Source organism: Maricaulis sp. (genome assembly GCF_034670125.1).
In the GTDB taxonomy this organism is placed as follows: Bacteria; Pseudomonadota; Alphaproteobacteria; order Caulobacterales; family Maricaulaceae; genus Maricaulis.
This window is the reverse complement of sequence record NZ_JAXMOC010000001.1, coordinates 348,839-362,731: the sequence shown is the minus strand read 5'-3', so window position 1 is coordinate 362,731 and position 13,893 is coordinate 348,839. Positions and strand designations below refer to the sequence as shown.

The 13,893-nt window shown below is 58.9% G+C and carries 13 protein-coding genes; 9 read left to right on the top strand and 4 right to left on the bottom strand.

Annotated elements, in window-relative coordinates; genetic code table 11:
* Positions 1-134: 134 nt before the first annotated feature.
* Positions 135-929, top strand: coding sequence for a hypothetical protein (locus VOI18_RS01440; protein WP_143742904.1), 795 nt, complete (start codon positions 135-137; stop codon positions 927-929).
* A 323-nt stretch (positions 930-1,252) separates the two neighbouring features.
* Here VOI18_RS01440 and VOI18_RS01435 read toward each other — a convergent pair whose 3' ends face one another.
* Complete coding sequence (locus tag VOI18_RS01435; RefSeq protein WP_047158062.1) at positions 1,253-1,507, bottom strand: hypothetical protein; 255 nt, start codon at positions 1,505-1,507, stop codon at positions 1,253-1,255.
* A 410-nt stretch (positions 1,508-1,917) separates the two neighbouring features.
* Between VOI18_RS01435 and VOI18_RS01430 the strand changes: the two genes are divergently transcribed.
* Genes VOI18_RS01430 through VOI18_RS01415 form a run of 4 tightly spaced genes read left to right on the top strand, consistent with a single transcriptional unit; the run spans position 1,918 to position 7,994 of the window.
* Positions 1,918-2,673, top strand: a complete 756-nt coding sequence (locus VOI18_RS01430) for a hypothetical protein (RefSeq protein WP_323760642.1) — start codon at positions 1,918-1,920, stop codon at positions 2,671-2,673.
* Positions 2,670-4,874, top strand: a complete 2,205-nt coding sequence (locus VOI18_RS01425) for a Mu transposase C-terminal domain-containing protein (RefSeq protein WP_323760641.1) — start codon at positions 2,670-2,672, stop codon at positions 4,872-4,874. The genes VOI18_RS01430 and VOI18_RS01425 overlap by 4 nt, the downstream gene beginning before the upstream one ends.
* A complete protein-coding gene (locus VOI18_RS01420) occupies positions 4,867-5,769 on the top strand; it encodes an ATP-binding protein (RefSeq protein WP_121211494.1) in 903 nt (300 codons plus the stop codon). The genes VOI18_RS01425 and VOI18_RS01420 overlap by 8 nt, the downstream gene beginning before the upstream one ends.
* A 23-nt stretch (positions 5,770-5,792) precedes the next feature.
* Positions 5,793-7,994, top strand: coding sequence for a TniQ family protein (locus VOI18_RS01415; protein WP_233350754.1), 2,202 nt, complete (start codon positions 5,793-5,795; stop codon positions 7,992-7,994).
* 665 nt (positions 7,995-8,659) lie between these two features.
* Here the strand turns inward: VOI18_RS01415 and VOI18_RS01410 are convergent.
* Together VOI18_RS01410 and VOI18_RS01405 are read right to left on the bottom strand one after the other, a co-directional pair.
* Positions 8,660-9,136, bottom strand: coding sequence for a nuclear transport factor 2 family protein (locus tag VOI18_RS01410; RefSeq protein WP_323760640.1), 477 nt, complete (start codon positions 9,134-9,136; stop codon positions 8,660-8,662).
* 78 nt (positions 9,137-9,214) lie between these two features.
* On the bottom strand, positions 9,215-9,397 hold the full coding sequence (locus tag VOI18_RS01405; protein WP_323760639.1) for a hypothetical protein: 183 nt from the start codon (positions 9,395-9,397) through the stop codon (positions 9,215-9,217).
* 61 nt (positions 9,398-9,458) lie between these two features.
* Here VOI18_RS01405 and VOI18_RS01400 point away from each other — a divergent pair, with 61 nt between their 5' ends.
* Positions 9,459-10,367: a lipid II:glycine glycyltransferase FemX gene (locus VOI18_RS01400; RefSeq protein WP_323760638.1), complete on the top strand. Its 909-nt coding sequence runs from the start codon at positions 9,459-9,461 to the stop codon at positions 10,365-10,367.
* 238 nt (positions 10,368-10,605) lie between these two features.
* The gene (locus VOI18_RS01395; protein WP_323760637.1) at positions 10,606-12,117 is read left to right on the top strand and encodes a sodium:alanine symporter family protein; all 1,512 of its coding nucleotides are present in this window, start codon (positions 10,606-10,608) and stop codon (positions 12,115-12,117) included.
* Positions 12,118-12,162: 45 nt separating this feature from the next.
* Here the strand turns inward: VOI18_RS01395 and VOI18_RS01390 are convergent, their stop codons facing one another.
* Complete coding sequence (locus VOI18_RS01390) at positions 12,163-12,582, bottom strand: VanZ family protein (RefSeq protein WP_323760636.1); 420 nt, start codon at positions 12,580-12,582, stop codon at positions 12,163-12,165.
* On the opposite strand from VOI18_RS01390, the gene bioB reads away from it, so the two are divergent.
* Both bioB and VOI18_RS01380 read left to right on the top strand, forming a co-directional pair.
* On the top strand, positions 12,581-13,585 hold the full coding sequence (bioB, locus tag VOI18_RS01385) for a biotin synthase BioB (protein WP_323760635.1): 1,005 nt from the start codon (positions 12,581-12,583) through the stop codon (positions 13,583-13,585). The genes VOI18_RS01390 and bioB overlap by 2 nt on opposite strands.
* Before the next feature lie 23 nt (positions 13,586-13,608).
* Positions 13,609-13,890, top strand: a complete 282-nt coding sequence (locus VOI18_RS01380; RefSeq protein ID WP_323760634.1) for a 4a-hydroxytetrahydrobiopterin dehydratase — start codon at positions 13,609-13,611, stop codon at positions 13,888-13,890.
* The last annotated feature ends 3 nt before the right edge of the window (positions 13,891-13,893 follow it).

Below are 13,893 nucleotides of genomic sequence, written 5' to 3'. Positions count from 1 at the left end.
GGGAAGATGCGCTGTTGGTTGAACGTGTGAAACGCAAGGTGTCCCGGGCAATGACATCCATGTCTACATGAATTGACCCGACAGTGGGGAGATCGCGTTGCCAAATCGGCGCCCGCGCTTCAGCCGGCGTCTTCTTGTCAGGCGACAACTATGGGGCGGCGGTTCGCTCAACTTTCCTGTTGTCACCGCGCCGTTGCCAATTGGAACTTATTGTTTTTCTTGCATTATTGGAATTCTGTGGTATGGTCATCACAACTCTTATTCAGAAAATATGGAGGTCGCCGTTGCGGCTCTTTTGTCTCCGCCTGCCGTCGGAAGAAACGGCTATTGCGTCGCTCAGTGAGTGGGTTGGCCACGCGGGCTCGCCCAGACGCATTCCGGAATGGGTCGGTGGAAAGCGGCAGGCCCTGGATCAGCATTTCCCGTGCTTCTTCGGGCAACCTGGCAGTATCTCCCGCCGCATGGTCCGCTGCGAGCGCTTTCCAGACGATGCCGAGAGTGTTCGCATCACTCAGTCCGAGCCGTACATGCAATCGACGGAGCGGGCAGTCCTAGCCATCGCGGCGATTGAGGGCGATTGTCGTAGTTTTAATTTTGACGGTCACCTGGATGTCACTAGTGCAGAGGGATCTATCTTATTTCTCGCTGGTGAGGTGTACCGCGCCAGGAGCTATGATGCTGATCCGGTGTTCTGGCCTTGTATCGTTCAGTCGCCGGCGGACATTGGTCGAGCGACGCCATGGTTTCCCTTGATCCTGCGCCCATTCGAGCTTTCCGAGTGGTTTCGTCCTACCTACGGTCACACTGACTTGATCCGTGATCTCCCAACTGGTTCGCTACGCGTGAAGCATACGAGCTATACTGCGGAGCGACCGAGGTCGGCTTTTGAAGTGAAGCCAGCTCGCGAGGCATGGGAATCCTTTGGATAGCCTAGCCTAAGCATAGCAGGGTTTCAGCTCTCTCGGGCCCCGGCTGAAGTGGGGCGGGCTTTACGTAGTCGGCCCCACCTAAGCCGACACCTGTTCAATCTGGGTAAAATTTGGCGGGCGCGATCTACCAGCTGTGCGCGAGGCTCGTGGCGCATCGAGCTGGTGGCCGCCCTAGAAGGCTTATTGATTTGCAGGGTTGAGCGTCTATCGAAGGTTTCTGAGCCATTTCGTTGGAGTTTTTAGAGCGCCAAGTGGTCTTCCCGTCAGGCGAGGTGCCTGCCCTCCAAAACGCACTAGTAGATGAGTCTCCCAATAGGATTAGATCAGGCGTCGAGAGCTTTGATCAGAAAGAGTGGATGATCAGCTTGATCAGCGACCCAGTCGCCGAGTGCGATCAAATTTAACTGTCGCATCGCGATCACTTCATCGAGCTCGTTTGCTCCCGGCACGTTCTTGTTGAGCTCTGGCGGGCCGTTGTCCGCCCAAGTAATTGAGATAACTTGCTGAGTGTCGCCGAGACCGCTCACGCCCCGTGCGATATGGTCGTGCTCGGAATATTGCGCGAAAAACTCGGCCACTGCTGAGCGTGTCCCCTCTACTTTCAGTGTCGAAGGCGAGTTGATAATAGCAGCGTATAATACGCTCGCCGCTGTTGCTTGGCCCAGCTGCTCACTTTCGCGCGGCGGAAAGCCAAGTGACGAAGCCCAAGCGCGGACCGCGAGAGCCGCGACGGACCTTGTCCTCATTTTTCCACGCGTGCCATCGCTCGGACCTAGGTGCCCTCGGTGTCGCCAGTTCCGTTGACCGTCCATTGCCAAGCTCGTCATTTCCGCAACTCGCTTAGGTCCGTGTAATGTCTCTTCAATTTCGAACTTCATTGCAGCTCTTGTCCTTGCCCAGCCGCGAGCATTAACCATAGACTAAAAAAATTTGTCAACTTCCTTAAATTGACATTGACAATTTTTACTCGTCATCGCAAATTATGGTCATGACCGATAAAGCCACATTCGCGCCGCGGGGAAGCCGCGCTTCAAAATTTCGCCAGCTCGGACTCTATCAAGGCGCGGAGCCCACGAGGACTTGGAAGCCCGGAAAGGTTTGGGTCGCACGCGACGGGATTTTCGCCAAAACTCCCAAATGCCTGAATTCATACGCGCCGTTTGAAAGCCACCTCGAAAGCTTAGGCCACCTCCTTCTTTCGGTAGATCCTCGCATTCAATACTATGTCTGCCAGCCGAATCCGCTCCTCTATTGGATGGAAAGCAATGATAGCGGGCGAGTTAGGCGTGAATACACACCTGATTTCATCGCTTTGAATAAAGACGAATGCCTTTTTGCTATTGACACGAAGGCAAGCTACTTCGCTGAAGCGGACCAATGGGTGTCGCGAGTAGCCGCTATTCGCCAAGCATATCGTTTTGATCACGGCGTCGAATTGCTCGTCTGGACGGAGCGCGACCTTTACGCAGAGCCCAGGCTGTCAAACGCGCGGACGATGTACCGCCACCGGCATGCACCGCAGGATCCGTCGAGTGAATACACGGTGCGACGTACGCTTGAAGCACACGGCGGCGTCTCAAGCATCGGCCAACTCTGCGAAGAAGCATCAATCGAAGCGCGTTGTCAGATGGCCGAGGCCTTTGGCTCGGTAATGCGCTTGGGCCTTGCCGGCGAGGTCGTACTCGCTTCAGGCGCAAAGTATGGGCGCAACACTGAAGTGCGGTTCAATGAGGCCGCTGAATGACCAGTTCTCACCTCAAATCAGTCGAGGTTCCACATGGCAATCTCTATCCCCGGCTGAGACTTGTTGTCGGCGATAGTGTTTGGATTAACGGTGAGGAGCACTTTGTCCAAAAGCGCCAACGCGACAAGTGGATACTTATTCACCTCGAGACACAAGAATTGCTGATCGAAACCGATCTTCGGTTGGTCGACCTCTATGGCTCTGGGAAACTTAAATACCGATCCCGATCATCTATGTGCCCACCCCTTTCTCCGATGGCACCGCACCTGGAAGACCCACACGCGCGAGCCGCCGCGGCGCTCAAACATGACTACGTGAAATATGTGATGCAGCATCCGACCGGATTTCGAACAAGCCGGAAGTGGCTCAAGGATCGGATCGCCGAGAAAGCCCTTGAACGCGGTGAGGAAACCTCGCCCTCGCCTACCTCGGTGCTCAACTGGAAGCGCTTGCACGACGCCCATTTCCAAGAAATCGGCCTCGCCGCTTACGCTCCGCGTCATGACCTGAAGGGAAAAAGGGGCTCAAGGCTCCCCGAAGCGAAAAAGGTCGCGCTTGATCGCGCTGTCGACCGGTACCTTCAGGGCGGTTCGATAAAAGATGCTCACCTCGAGGCACTGAGCTACATCTCTGACGTCAACCGCTCGGCGGAAGGCAAGAAATATAGCGAGTCCGCTCCGCTCAAACACCTCGACGAGAAAGGACTTCTGACGCCGCCGAGCCTGTCGACGCTTGAGCGCGAGATTCGCAGGAAGGTGTCGCCTTTCGTGAAACAGGCGGGACGTATCGGCACATACTATGCGCGTAAGAATTGCCAGAGCTACCAGACGCGTGGGTTGCCTGATCGCCCTTACGGCGAGGTTGAGGTCGATTTTACGCCTGTGGATCTCATTCTCGTCGACGACAACCGCGTCATTCTCGGACGTCCTTACCTTATCGCGTTTCTGGACCGCGCCACCCGCATGGTTGTCGGGTTTTCGATCTCGTTCGACGTCCCGGGCTACGCTTCCGTTCTAGACGGTCTGCGCAATGCAATCTTTCAGAAGCGCATTGACCATATCGATGGCCTCAATGACGAAGACTGGCCTTGTATGGGCCGGATTGAGAATCTCTACATCGACAACGGAAGAGAGTTTGCCAACGGTCACCTCTTGGCCGCTGCTGCGGACCTGGGCTTCAATCTCATTCGCCTTCCCCCGCGTGAACCCTGGCACAAGGGCCTTGTCGAACGCTTCATGCGCGAAGTGGCGCGCTTTAGCCACCGCTTCCCCGGCACGACCCACTCTAACGCGGTTCAGCACCGCGATTACGAGGAGCCGGAGGCGCCTGTTTTGACGCTGTCAGAGTTCCGTGATCTCGCGACCAAATGGATCGTCACGGACTACAATCGGCGGCCGAACCGGGGACTCGGCAGGGCGCCGGGGGTTCCAAGGGCACCGATCGACGCGTGGCGAGACAAGCTGGACCTTCTCGACAGCCCGAGCCTTCCCAGCGAGGAGCTCTTCATCGCGCTCGCTGGGCAGACCGCCGAGCGTACGGTCCAGAAGTACGGCGTTGAATGGGATCATATCAGGTACTGGTCGCCTGACCTGGATCGCATTCTCGCCCATCCCGATCACAGAGGTCAGTCGTCCAAGGCTTGTTCAGCCAAGTACCACGTCCGCCGCGATCCCTACGATGTCTCTAAGGTGTACCTCTACAACCATCACGCCAAAGAGGTCATCCAGCTTCCGGTCGTCGACAAGTGGCGGAAGTACACCAAGGGGCTCTCTGTTTTCCAGCACCGGCTTTGCCGCGAGCACGAGCTGATGCGGGAGGAACACCGCAGCGACCCGGAAGCGCTCTGGAAGGCTAGGGCGGCCCTGATAAATGCAGGGATGGGTGCCCTCCGGTCGGGCCGCCGCAAGCAACTCGAACGCAAGCTCACCCGCTATCTCTACGGCAACCGTGCCCATCCGGGCGTAAGCGAGCTCGTATTCGAGGATCAGTGTGGAGGCGAAGCAGATCTCATACCCCTGACCGCAGTCCACGAAGAGCCTGTGCTTGTGACCTCGGATCCGACCACCGGTTTGGAATCGCCTTCTACCGGCGAAACCCAAATTTCCAAGATCGAAATCAACTCGGCTGCCGGGAGCGACGACATGGACGAGATCCTCATGCTCGCCGCGCAAGTCAATTCAGGGAGTAGAAGTGATGCGTGACTTCAAGGAACGGCTGCCGGCGGATCGCCAGAGGCAGATGACAAACATCTTCGTTGACCATGCCAACCATCAGCAAGCAACGAAGGCCATTAGGCGATTCTTCAAACCCGTCGAAGGTGGAGTGCCGGGTCGGGGCAATATCTGTGCGCTGATCGGCGAAAGCCGGACCGGTAAGACTTACGGCGCATCTGAAGTTCTGGCGGAATACAAGCCGGAGATCGGAGCAGATGGGATTAAGCGCAGCGTTTTGCTGGTCGATTCTCCCATCGAAGGCGGAGCTCGCGCAGTGCTGGACAGCATCGCCAGCGGACTTGGCATGCAGGTCTCGCTGCGGATGACTAACTCCAACTTAATCCTGGCGATCCTGCGGGAACTCCAACGGTCGGAAGTTCAGTTTGTCATCTTTGATGAGGCTCAGGAGCTCTTCCCTGAGAAGAACAGGAAGGTGCTTAGTTTTTCGCGCAAACTGCTGCGCAAGATGCTCAACCTCAATCAGTTCAACATCCTTTGCATCGGACTGCCGGAGACTTATTCGATCATCGCAGAGGATTCTCAGCTCATCGGGCGCGGCGGCCTGCCTTACAAGCGGCTGCGTCCCTACGACTGGACGGACCCCGTAGACTGCCAGCATTTTCGGGTCCTTTGTCACAAGTTCGACGAGGAAATGCCGTTCGAGCTCTCTGATTTTGCCTCAATGGATTTTTCGAGCCGACTCTTCAAAGCGACAAAAGGATGTATCGGCATCCTCAAGGTCTACATGATCGCCGCGGGCGAAATCGCGCTCGAAGCCGGTTCGGATAGGCTGGAACTCTGCCATTTCGCGGAGGCATACGACGATCGCAAGCGCCCCAATGAGGTTTTCAATCCATTCCGCAACGACCCGTCGCTCTCATGACCGCGGCAATGGAAGGAAATAAGATGGTCAGTGCCCATCAAGACGTAGTGGATATCGCTAGGCTTCCCATGTCGAACTGGCCGGGTGAGGTCTATCCGCACGAGCCCGTTTACGGATTTTTGCAGCGGGCAGCGACCGCCAACTACGCGTTCAGTACCGAGGCCTTTCTGCTCTCGCTAGGCCTGAACGGACTAGACTGGGATTTCGACGAGCAGTTGGAGGTTGTGAACCAACTCCCCATCTACGGTAGCGACGAACTCGCCTGGAACACGCCCAGGCGCACGACTCAAGGCTATGAAATCTGCGGTCATCTGCTCCCCAGTCGGACGTTCTCGAAGGGTCGACGCCGGGTCTGCCCGCTCTGCCTGGAGGAAGAGCGCTATATCCGGATTTGGTTCGACATCGTGCCGGTGGCCGCATGCCCCATCCATGACGTGAGGCTGATCGAGGGACTCGACGGCGACCCGATTGATTGGCGGTACCCGGAGGCCGGCTGGACCCAGCGGGGTGTAATGATTGGCCAAGACCACGCCATACCCTACCCCGCCACCGCGTTGGATCGTCACGTCTTCAACAAGGTAACGGGGGTGGAGACGGCAGAGCCTTCTCACTTTGCTGGACAGTCCTTGCATTCCGTTCTCCGGGCTGCGGTCGTCCTGACCAAGCTCCACCGAGGGATAGAATCGCCTTCGCACACACCATGTGAGCTCCGAAATTTGGCGCAGTTCAGTTTTCCGTCACTGCTTGCGGGCCGAGACGCAATCGTGAAATTTCTCGCGGAGGCTAAGTGGCTGCAGCCTGATTCCGATCAGACTCGCTATCACTCGCGCTGCCACTACGCCCCGCAGCTCACTCGCACCATTCCAACGGAAGGCTTGCGTACGCTGGTCAGCGATTGCTTTGGCGAAGTTCGGGTTCGTAGTGGTCTTGCTACTCCCTCCGGCAGGCTGTCTCAACATGACGGCGCGGACGGGGCCTGGACTTTGGAATCAGTCGCTACTGACTTGAAGCTCGAAAGCAAATATCTGCGCAAGATTTTGGAGGCGGCGGCGGTTCCGACTCAGCGATGCGCTCACACACGGGCTTATCGCCTCAGTAGTGACAACATCGATGCTGTCAGGCGCTATATTGCCACCGCTTTATCTTTGGAGCACGTCGCGGCGGAGCTGGGCTGCACAATTGATGAGGTCGACGAGCTGGTCAGCAGGGGGACCCTCAAAATGGACTTCCGGTGTGATGGGCAGCGCTATTTCCAGGAAGACGCGATCAAAGCCTTTATCGCCCGGGCGCACCAGGGGCGGCGCGAGGGCTTCGACCCCAAGGGAATGCCTCTCGCGTCGTTTGCCGCTAAAGTCGGCATCTCGCTCCCCGCAGCCTATTCACAGCTCATTCGGAATAATACCATTGGCCTGATCGATTATGATCAAGATGCGCCGTTCTTCCATGGTGCGAGGGTCGCCTATTTCCAAAAGACACGCCTTCGGCCCGGTGCCCAGATCAAGAACGCAATCACGTTCGCGAAAGCAAAGGCACGTCTCGGAACGGAAACTGACGGTTTGGCCCAGCTGGTTGAGCTTTCTTACCTGAAGATTGTCGAGGATGAATCTGGCCGATCACGGATTTGCGAGGCGTCTCTCGATGCATTCGAGGACGCCTACGCCAGGGCGGCTGATTATGCCCCGTTGTTGAGATGCTCTGCGCGGAGCGCGCTCAAGTTGCTCAGAAAAAAAGGCGTGGAGCCGATCAACGAGTATGGGAAACGTGTAGTTTGTTTCGTCTCTCGGGAACAGGTTCACAGTCTTGTGGGCATTAGGCTAGAGAGTCGCACCGGCTTCCAAGCCCTTGAGGTACTGCGCGATGAACTTACCGAGAAGTTCGCATCGGCATCGGTGCCTGGAACAGCTCGCGTGATTACTGATCCTGCGATTGTAGTGGAGGCGACATCGCGGAATTGGTCATTCAAAGTTACCCGCAAGCCGACACTTGATCGCTATGACCTTGTGGCATTGTTCAGGTCTGTCAATGAGGGCGGCCGTTTGCGGAAGATCCTCGCTGCTGCTGTTGAGCCTGAGAAGATCTGGCCTGGAGCCGAAGTGCGGCGGGAACCTGGTGGCGGCTTCGTACTCGTTGATGGTGTTGGATTCGGTGTTTCGCCGGAGTCTGAAACCTCTCATCTCGTCGACCGAATTGTGGGTCGTGCGCACGAACTTCACCGCTACCTCTAATCGATACAGCCAAATCGTCTAAGGGCCGCCCCCAACTGGGGCGGCGCTTTTTTGCCCGATGAGAGGAAGATCCAACTTGTTCTGCTGAATGAGACGTTTTGTCCAAACTGATTTGACGTTTGGTCTAGCCAAATTGGACGCACGCTTCGGCTAAGATATTGAATGTACTTGCGCAACGTCCAACGACTTGTGACGTCCAACATCTTTCTCTTTGTTCCCGTTCCGCTCGACCCGAGCCTGATGCCAATTTCGGTGCCGGGGTCGACGCTCACATGGAACGCGCTCAGGGCTGCGGGTTTGAACCTGAACCGCCAAGGTGCGCCATCTTTCTCTTTGTTCCCGTTCCGCTCGACCCGAGCCTGATGCCAATTTCGGTGCCGGGGTCGATGCTCACATGGAACGCGCTCAAGGCTGTGGGGTTTGAACCTGATCCGCCAAGGTGCGCCATCTTTCCCTTTGTTCCCGTTCCGCTCGACCCGAGCCTGATGCCAATTTCGGTGCCGGGGTCGATGCTCACATGGAACGCGCTCAGGGCTGTGGGGTTTGAACCTGATCCGCCAAGGTGCGCCATTTCCTGGATCTCGCGGCAGTTCGCTTCGCGAATGTCTCCGACACGGTTGACGACCGGCTGACCCTTGCTGGTCAGCCGGCGGTCAAACCATCGATCAGTCGAGGCCCATGGCGTTTCGGGCCTGCCAGGTGTCGGCGTATTGCTGGAAGGCGACGGCGCGACCGTTCTCGATGGTCCAGACATGGACGAATTGCGCATCCATGGGGGTTCCGGTCGCGTTGAACGTGCCGGTATAGCGGCCCATCACCGCGACCCGGTTGCCTTGGGCGATCATGTGTTCCGGCGTGACAGTGAATCCGTCCCAGCCGGAAACAATCGGTCCGATCACGCCACCCAACACTGCGTCCGGCCCGATATAGGGATTGCCGCCGTCATAGGGGAAATTCTCGGCCTCGTTCCAGACGATTTCCGGATCCAGCAGGGCGGTGAATGCCGGAACATCGCCGACTGCGAACGCATCATAGAGCGCTTGGGCAACTGCAGTGGATGCCTCACTCGCATCTGTGGTCCGGTCACTTGGAAAGCAGGCCGTAACAGCCAGGGCCGCGATGGCCACAATCATCAGTCTCATGCTGGAATCCCCCGATAGCCAGACCGCAGACAAGCACGCCATGACGCGATTGTCGTCTGTTTTGTGGGTGTCCGGGCGTCAGTTCAGGCACCAAAGTCCCGTGCACACGCCGAAAAAGACCTGCATGCCCAGATCCAGCAGTCCTGTCAGGACCAGCAGCGGCACCCCGACATAAAGAAAGGCCAGCCACACGGCCATCAGGGTCGGGCGCGGCTCGGCGATGCGATGACCCATCACGGACTGCGGGCGTTTGGCAAACATGACTGCGTCCTTTTGGTTATGCTTAACTCTCATTAACCGGATTTCCCTAACGCTTCCTGCCATGCAGATTGATCTCGACATTGGCCGGCCGACCTGGGACCTGGCCCTGATGGCCCACCCGGCCGCCCTGCAACAGGACTGGAGTTATGGCGACGCCGTGAAGGCCCTGGGTGGAACCGCCCTGCGGGCCGGATTGGTCGCAGACGGCGTGCTGGTCGGCCTGGCGCAGTTCACCAGTCGCAAGATTGCCGGACTGGTCAGCATGGCGCTGTGCACCCGCGGACCGGTCTGGTTGGAGGATGTTGAACCCGAGGCAAAGGCCGACGCCTGCCGTGCACTCAAGGCCGGGCTGGGCCTGGCCAGACCGAGGGTCGTCCTGTTCTCGCCGGATGAAACCGATCCGGCGGGCATGAGCCGCATGAAGCGGGTCATGACGGGTTATTCGACCGTTCTGCTGGATCTTGACCAGCCGCTCGAGGCCTTGCGCGCCGGGCTGGACTCCAAATGGCGCAACAATCTGACCGCGGCGGAAAAAGCCGGTCTGAAGGTGACGGTCAGCGGCACCAAGCCGGCGCAATACCGATGGCTTCTGGAGACCGAGGAAGGGCAGCGCGCCGCCCGTGGATACCGCTCGACCCCGGCGGCCCTCGTGCCCGAATACGTCACGGCCAAGGGTGACCGCGATACGCTGCTTGTCTTGCGGTTGGACGAGGGCAAGCAGAAGCGGGCGGCGATGATGTTCGTCATTCACGGCTCTGCCGCCAGCTATCAGATGGGTTGGCTCGATCATGAGCATGCGCCGCGCGGCGCCCATAACCTGCTGCTGTGGCAGGGTATCGAGCAGTTGCGGGCGCGGGGTGTCCGGCAATTGGATCTGGGCGGTGTGAATACGACCAGCGGCGCCGGGATCGCCCGTTTCAAGATCGGCACCGGCGGCCAGGTGGTCACGCTCGCCGGCACCTATTTGTAGCCATCCACGCGTCCACGGGCCGTCGTCCAATCGGTGTGCCCGCCCACCAGCCCAGCTTGCGAACCAAGTCCTGATGCAGCCCATCGTGTCGCGCTGACCTGTAAACCGGTGGGCATCGGCGGAAATGACGCGAACTTTACTCCAACAGGAGGATTGGCTGCAAAGGAGACGCAGAAAAGCCTTTCCACACCCGGGAACAACTTCCTAATGTGCGCGCAGCAAACAAATGGGGAGTGGCATGGACGCCATATTCGACCTGATCTTCACGATCAGCGACTTTCTCTGGGGCGGGCAATGGAACGGGACACGGATTATCCCGGTGTCGGGTCCCATTACCTATATGCTTCTGGGCACAGGCCTCTATTTCATGATCCGCCTGGGCTTTCGCCCGCTGCGCCGCCTATTCCCGGCGTTTGGCGAGCTCTGGGCCGGCCGCAAATCCACCGGTGAAGGTGAGATCACGCCTTGGCAGGCGCTGTCGACGGCACTGTCCGGACAGGTCGGAACCGGTAATCTCGCCGGTGTCGCAACGGCGCTGACGCTGGGTGGTCCCGGCGCGATCTTCTGGATGTGGGTCACGGCCGTCTTCGGCATGGCCGCGGCCTATGCCGAATCCAGTCTGGCGGTGCGCTATCGCGAAAAACACCCGGACGGCCATTATCATGGCGGCCCGATGTACTATATCCGCAATGGTCTGGGTAAGGGCTGGGGCTGGCTGGCTGTCCTGTTTTGCGCCGGTACCGTGTTGTCGGCCATCGCCACCGGCGGCATGATCCAGGCCAATTCGGTTACCCAAAGTGCCGTGGAAGCCGGCGCCTCGATGGGCGTGACGATCCCGACCTGGGCCGTCGGCCTGGTTCTTTCGGCGCTTGTCTTCATCGTCATCATTGGCGGCATCAAGTCGATCGGCTCGATTGCCGGCAAGATCATCCCGTTCATGGCGCTGGCCTATGTCGGGGCCGCCGTCTTCGTGCTGGCGACGCATCTTGATCACATCCCGGGTGCATTCGGGACGATCTTCAGCCACGCGTTCGGCCTGGAACAGGCCGTCGGCGGGGCCGCCGGCTATGGTGTCCTGGCGGCCATTCGTGCGGGTGTTGCACGCGGCCTGTTCTCGAACGAGGCCGGTCAGGGTTCTGCGCCGATCGCTCATGCGGCTGCGCAAACCAAGAATCCGGTCAAGCAGGGTGAAATCGCCATGCTGGGTGTCTTCATCGACACCATGGTGATCTGCACCATGACCGCATTGGTGATCCTGGTGGTCGAGGGCAGTTTCCCGTCCGGTGATGGCGCCACCGTCGCCTATGCCTGGCAGTCGACCTCACTGGAGGCTTCAGCCGTTACCACAGCGGCCTATGCCGAGGGCATGTTTGCCGGTGCCTGGGTCATCCTGGCGGCACAGGCCCTGTTTGCCTTCACCACCATCATCGGCTGGTCCTACTATGCCGAGCAGTGCATCACCTATCTGGCTGGCGACTGGATTGCCAAGCCGTTCCGGTTTGCCTGGGTGGGTGTGGCCTTTGTCGGCACCCTGATCCTGAACGTCGAGGGATTGTGGCGTTTCGGTGATATCGCCAATTCGGCGATGCTGATCCCGAACGTTATCTCACTGATCCTGTTGTCCGGAGCTGTCATCTCGATGACCAAGCGGTTCGACAAGACCGGAGAGCTGCCGCCGAACTTCAATGGCGACGAGTGGGGCACGAAAGGCCCGGCGCAGCCAGCGGACGACGCGCCCGCCAAGGACTGATGTCCGGGCAATGAAGAGAGGCCCCGCTTCGGCGGGGCCTTTTTTTCAGACCTGAAGCGATCGGCGTGATCCGACCCATGCACTCAGTGCCAGGCCCGTCACTGTTCCGAGCGCATCAGCGACCATATCGCCGATGGACGCGGTCCGACCGGCGTCGCCGGCTGCCTGCAGCCATTCGATCCCGCCACCATAACCGACCAAAAGCAGCAGGGCGATCCAGCGCGGCGAGCCGGGCCAGGCGATGCGGGCGAGAATGGCCAGCACACAGAACGCCCCGAAATGCTCAAGCTTGTCCGAGCCGAACAGGCGCGGCGGCAGAGCGGTTCCCGGTTGCAGGGCGAGGTCGGTGATGAGCACAATGGAGACCACCAGCAGAATCCTGGCAGCCCAGCGCAGTGTCATGTCTGGACGCGGAGCGCCGGTCTTCCTAGTTTCCGGTGTCATTTTTCGGGACTGATCTTCCATGAGCCATCTCAACGATATCGACCAGCTGACGCAGGTCCGCACAGACTGGACACGCGAAACGGCCGGAGAAATCTACCGTGCGCCGTTCAGCGATCTCATCTTTGCGGCGCAGTCCGTGCACAGGCAATGCCACCCGGCCAATCAGGTGCAGACCTCGCAGCTCCTGTCGATCAAGACGGGCGGCTGTGCCGAAGACTGCGGCTACTGCAATCAGTCGGCCCATTTCGATACCGGGCTGAAAGCCTCCAAGCTGATGCCGCTCGATGATGTCCTTGATGCGGCGAAAAAGGCCAAAGACGGTGGCGCGACACGGTTTTGCATGGGTGCGGCCTGGCGCGAGCTGAAGACCCGCGATGAAGATGTGATCTGCGACATGATCACCGGCGTCAAATCGATGGGCATGGAGACCTGTGTCACACTCGGCATGCTGACCGACAGCCAGGCCACCAAGCTGCGCGAAGCCGGCCTCGATTATTACAACCACAATCTGGATACCGCGCCGGAAGACTATGGCCGTGTCATCTCGACCCGGACCTATCAGGACCGCATCGATACGCTGTCACGTGTCCGGGAGGCCGGCATTCATGTTTGCACGGGTGGCATTGTCGGCATGGGCGAGGACGAAGCCGCGCGGATCGGCCTTTTGACAGAGCTGGCGTCGATGGACCCCCACCCGGAAAGCGTGCCGATCAACCATCTGGTCGCCGTTCCCAACACGCCGCTGGGCGACAGCAAGCCGCTGGATGGCATCGACTTTGTCCGCACCATCGCGACCGCCCGCATCCTGATGCCGCGCTCGATGGTCCGTCTGTCGGCCGGTCGCGAGGGCATGAGCCGTGAGCTGCAGGCGCTGTGCTTCCTGGCCGGTGCCAACTCGATTTTTGTTGGCGAGGAGCTTCTGACCACGCCGAATCCGGAAAAGAATGAGGATTTCGACCTGTTCAAGTCGCTCGGCATCGAGCCAATGCGCCTGGGTGAAACCGGAACGGTGCCTGCGGAATAAATCGAAACGGGAGTTCGCTGACCATGGAAAAGATTGGTGCAGAAGCCGCGGTTCAGCGCCTGTCAGGATGGCAGGCGGTGCAGGACCGTGATGCGATCCGCAAGGTTTTCGAGTTTGCCGACTTCAACGAAGCCTGGGGCTTCATGAGTCGCGTTGCCGTGAAGGCCGAGGCGATGAATCATCATCCGGAATGGTTCAATGTCTGGAACAAGGTGGATGTGACGCTGGCGACCCATGACGCGGATGGTGTCACCGGGCTGGACGTCGAGCTGGCCAGATTCATGGACACGATTGCGGGTCGGTGACCG

Bases quoted from the DNA above. Each gene is read 5' to 3' on its own strand.
- VOI18_RS01430 (WP_323760642.1), top strand. From the start codon at position 1,918: ATGACCGATAAAGCCACATTCGCGCCGCGGGGAAGCCGCGCTTCAAAA.
- VOI18_RS01425 (WP_323760641.1), top strand. From the start codon at position 2,670: ATGACCAGTTCTCACCTCAAATCAGTCGAGGTTCCACATGGCAATCTC.
- VOI18_RS01420 (WP_121211494.1), top strand. From the start codon at position 4,867: ATGCGTGACTTCAAGGAACGGCTGCCGGCGGATCGCCAGAGGCAGATG.
- VOI18_RS01415 (WP_233350754.1), top strand. From the start codon at position 5,793: ATGGTCAGTGCCCATCAAGACGTAGTGGATATCGCTAGGCTTCCCATG.
- VOI18_RS01410 (WP_323760640.1), bottom strand. From the start codon at position 9,136: ATGAGACTGATGATTGTGGCCATCGCGGCCCTGGCTGTTACGGCCTGC.
- VOI18_RS01405 (WP_323760639.1), bottom strand. From the start codon at position 9,397: ATGTTTGCCAAACGCCCGCAGTCCGTGATGGGTCATCGCATCGCCGAG.
- VOI18_RS01400 (WP_323760638.1), top strand. From the start codon at position 9,459: ATGCAGATTGATCTCGACATTGGCCGGCCGACCTGGGACCTGGCCCTG.
- VOI18_RS01395 (WP_323760637.1), top strand. From the start codon at position 10,606: ATGGACGCCATATTCGACCTGATCTTCACGATCAGCGACTTTCTCTGG.
- bioB (WP_323760635.1), top strand. From the start codon at position 12,581: ATGAGCCATCTCAACGATATCGACCAGCTGACGCAGGTCCGCACAGAC.
- VOI18_RS01390 (WP_323760636.1), bottom strand. From the start codon at position 12,582: ATGGAAGATCAGTCCCGAAAAATGACACCGGAAACTAGGAAGACCGGC.
- VOI18_RS01380 (WP_323760634.1), top strand. From the start codon at position 13,609: ATGGAAAAGATTGGTGCAGAAGCCGCGGTTCAGCGCCTGTCAGGATGG.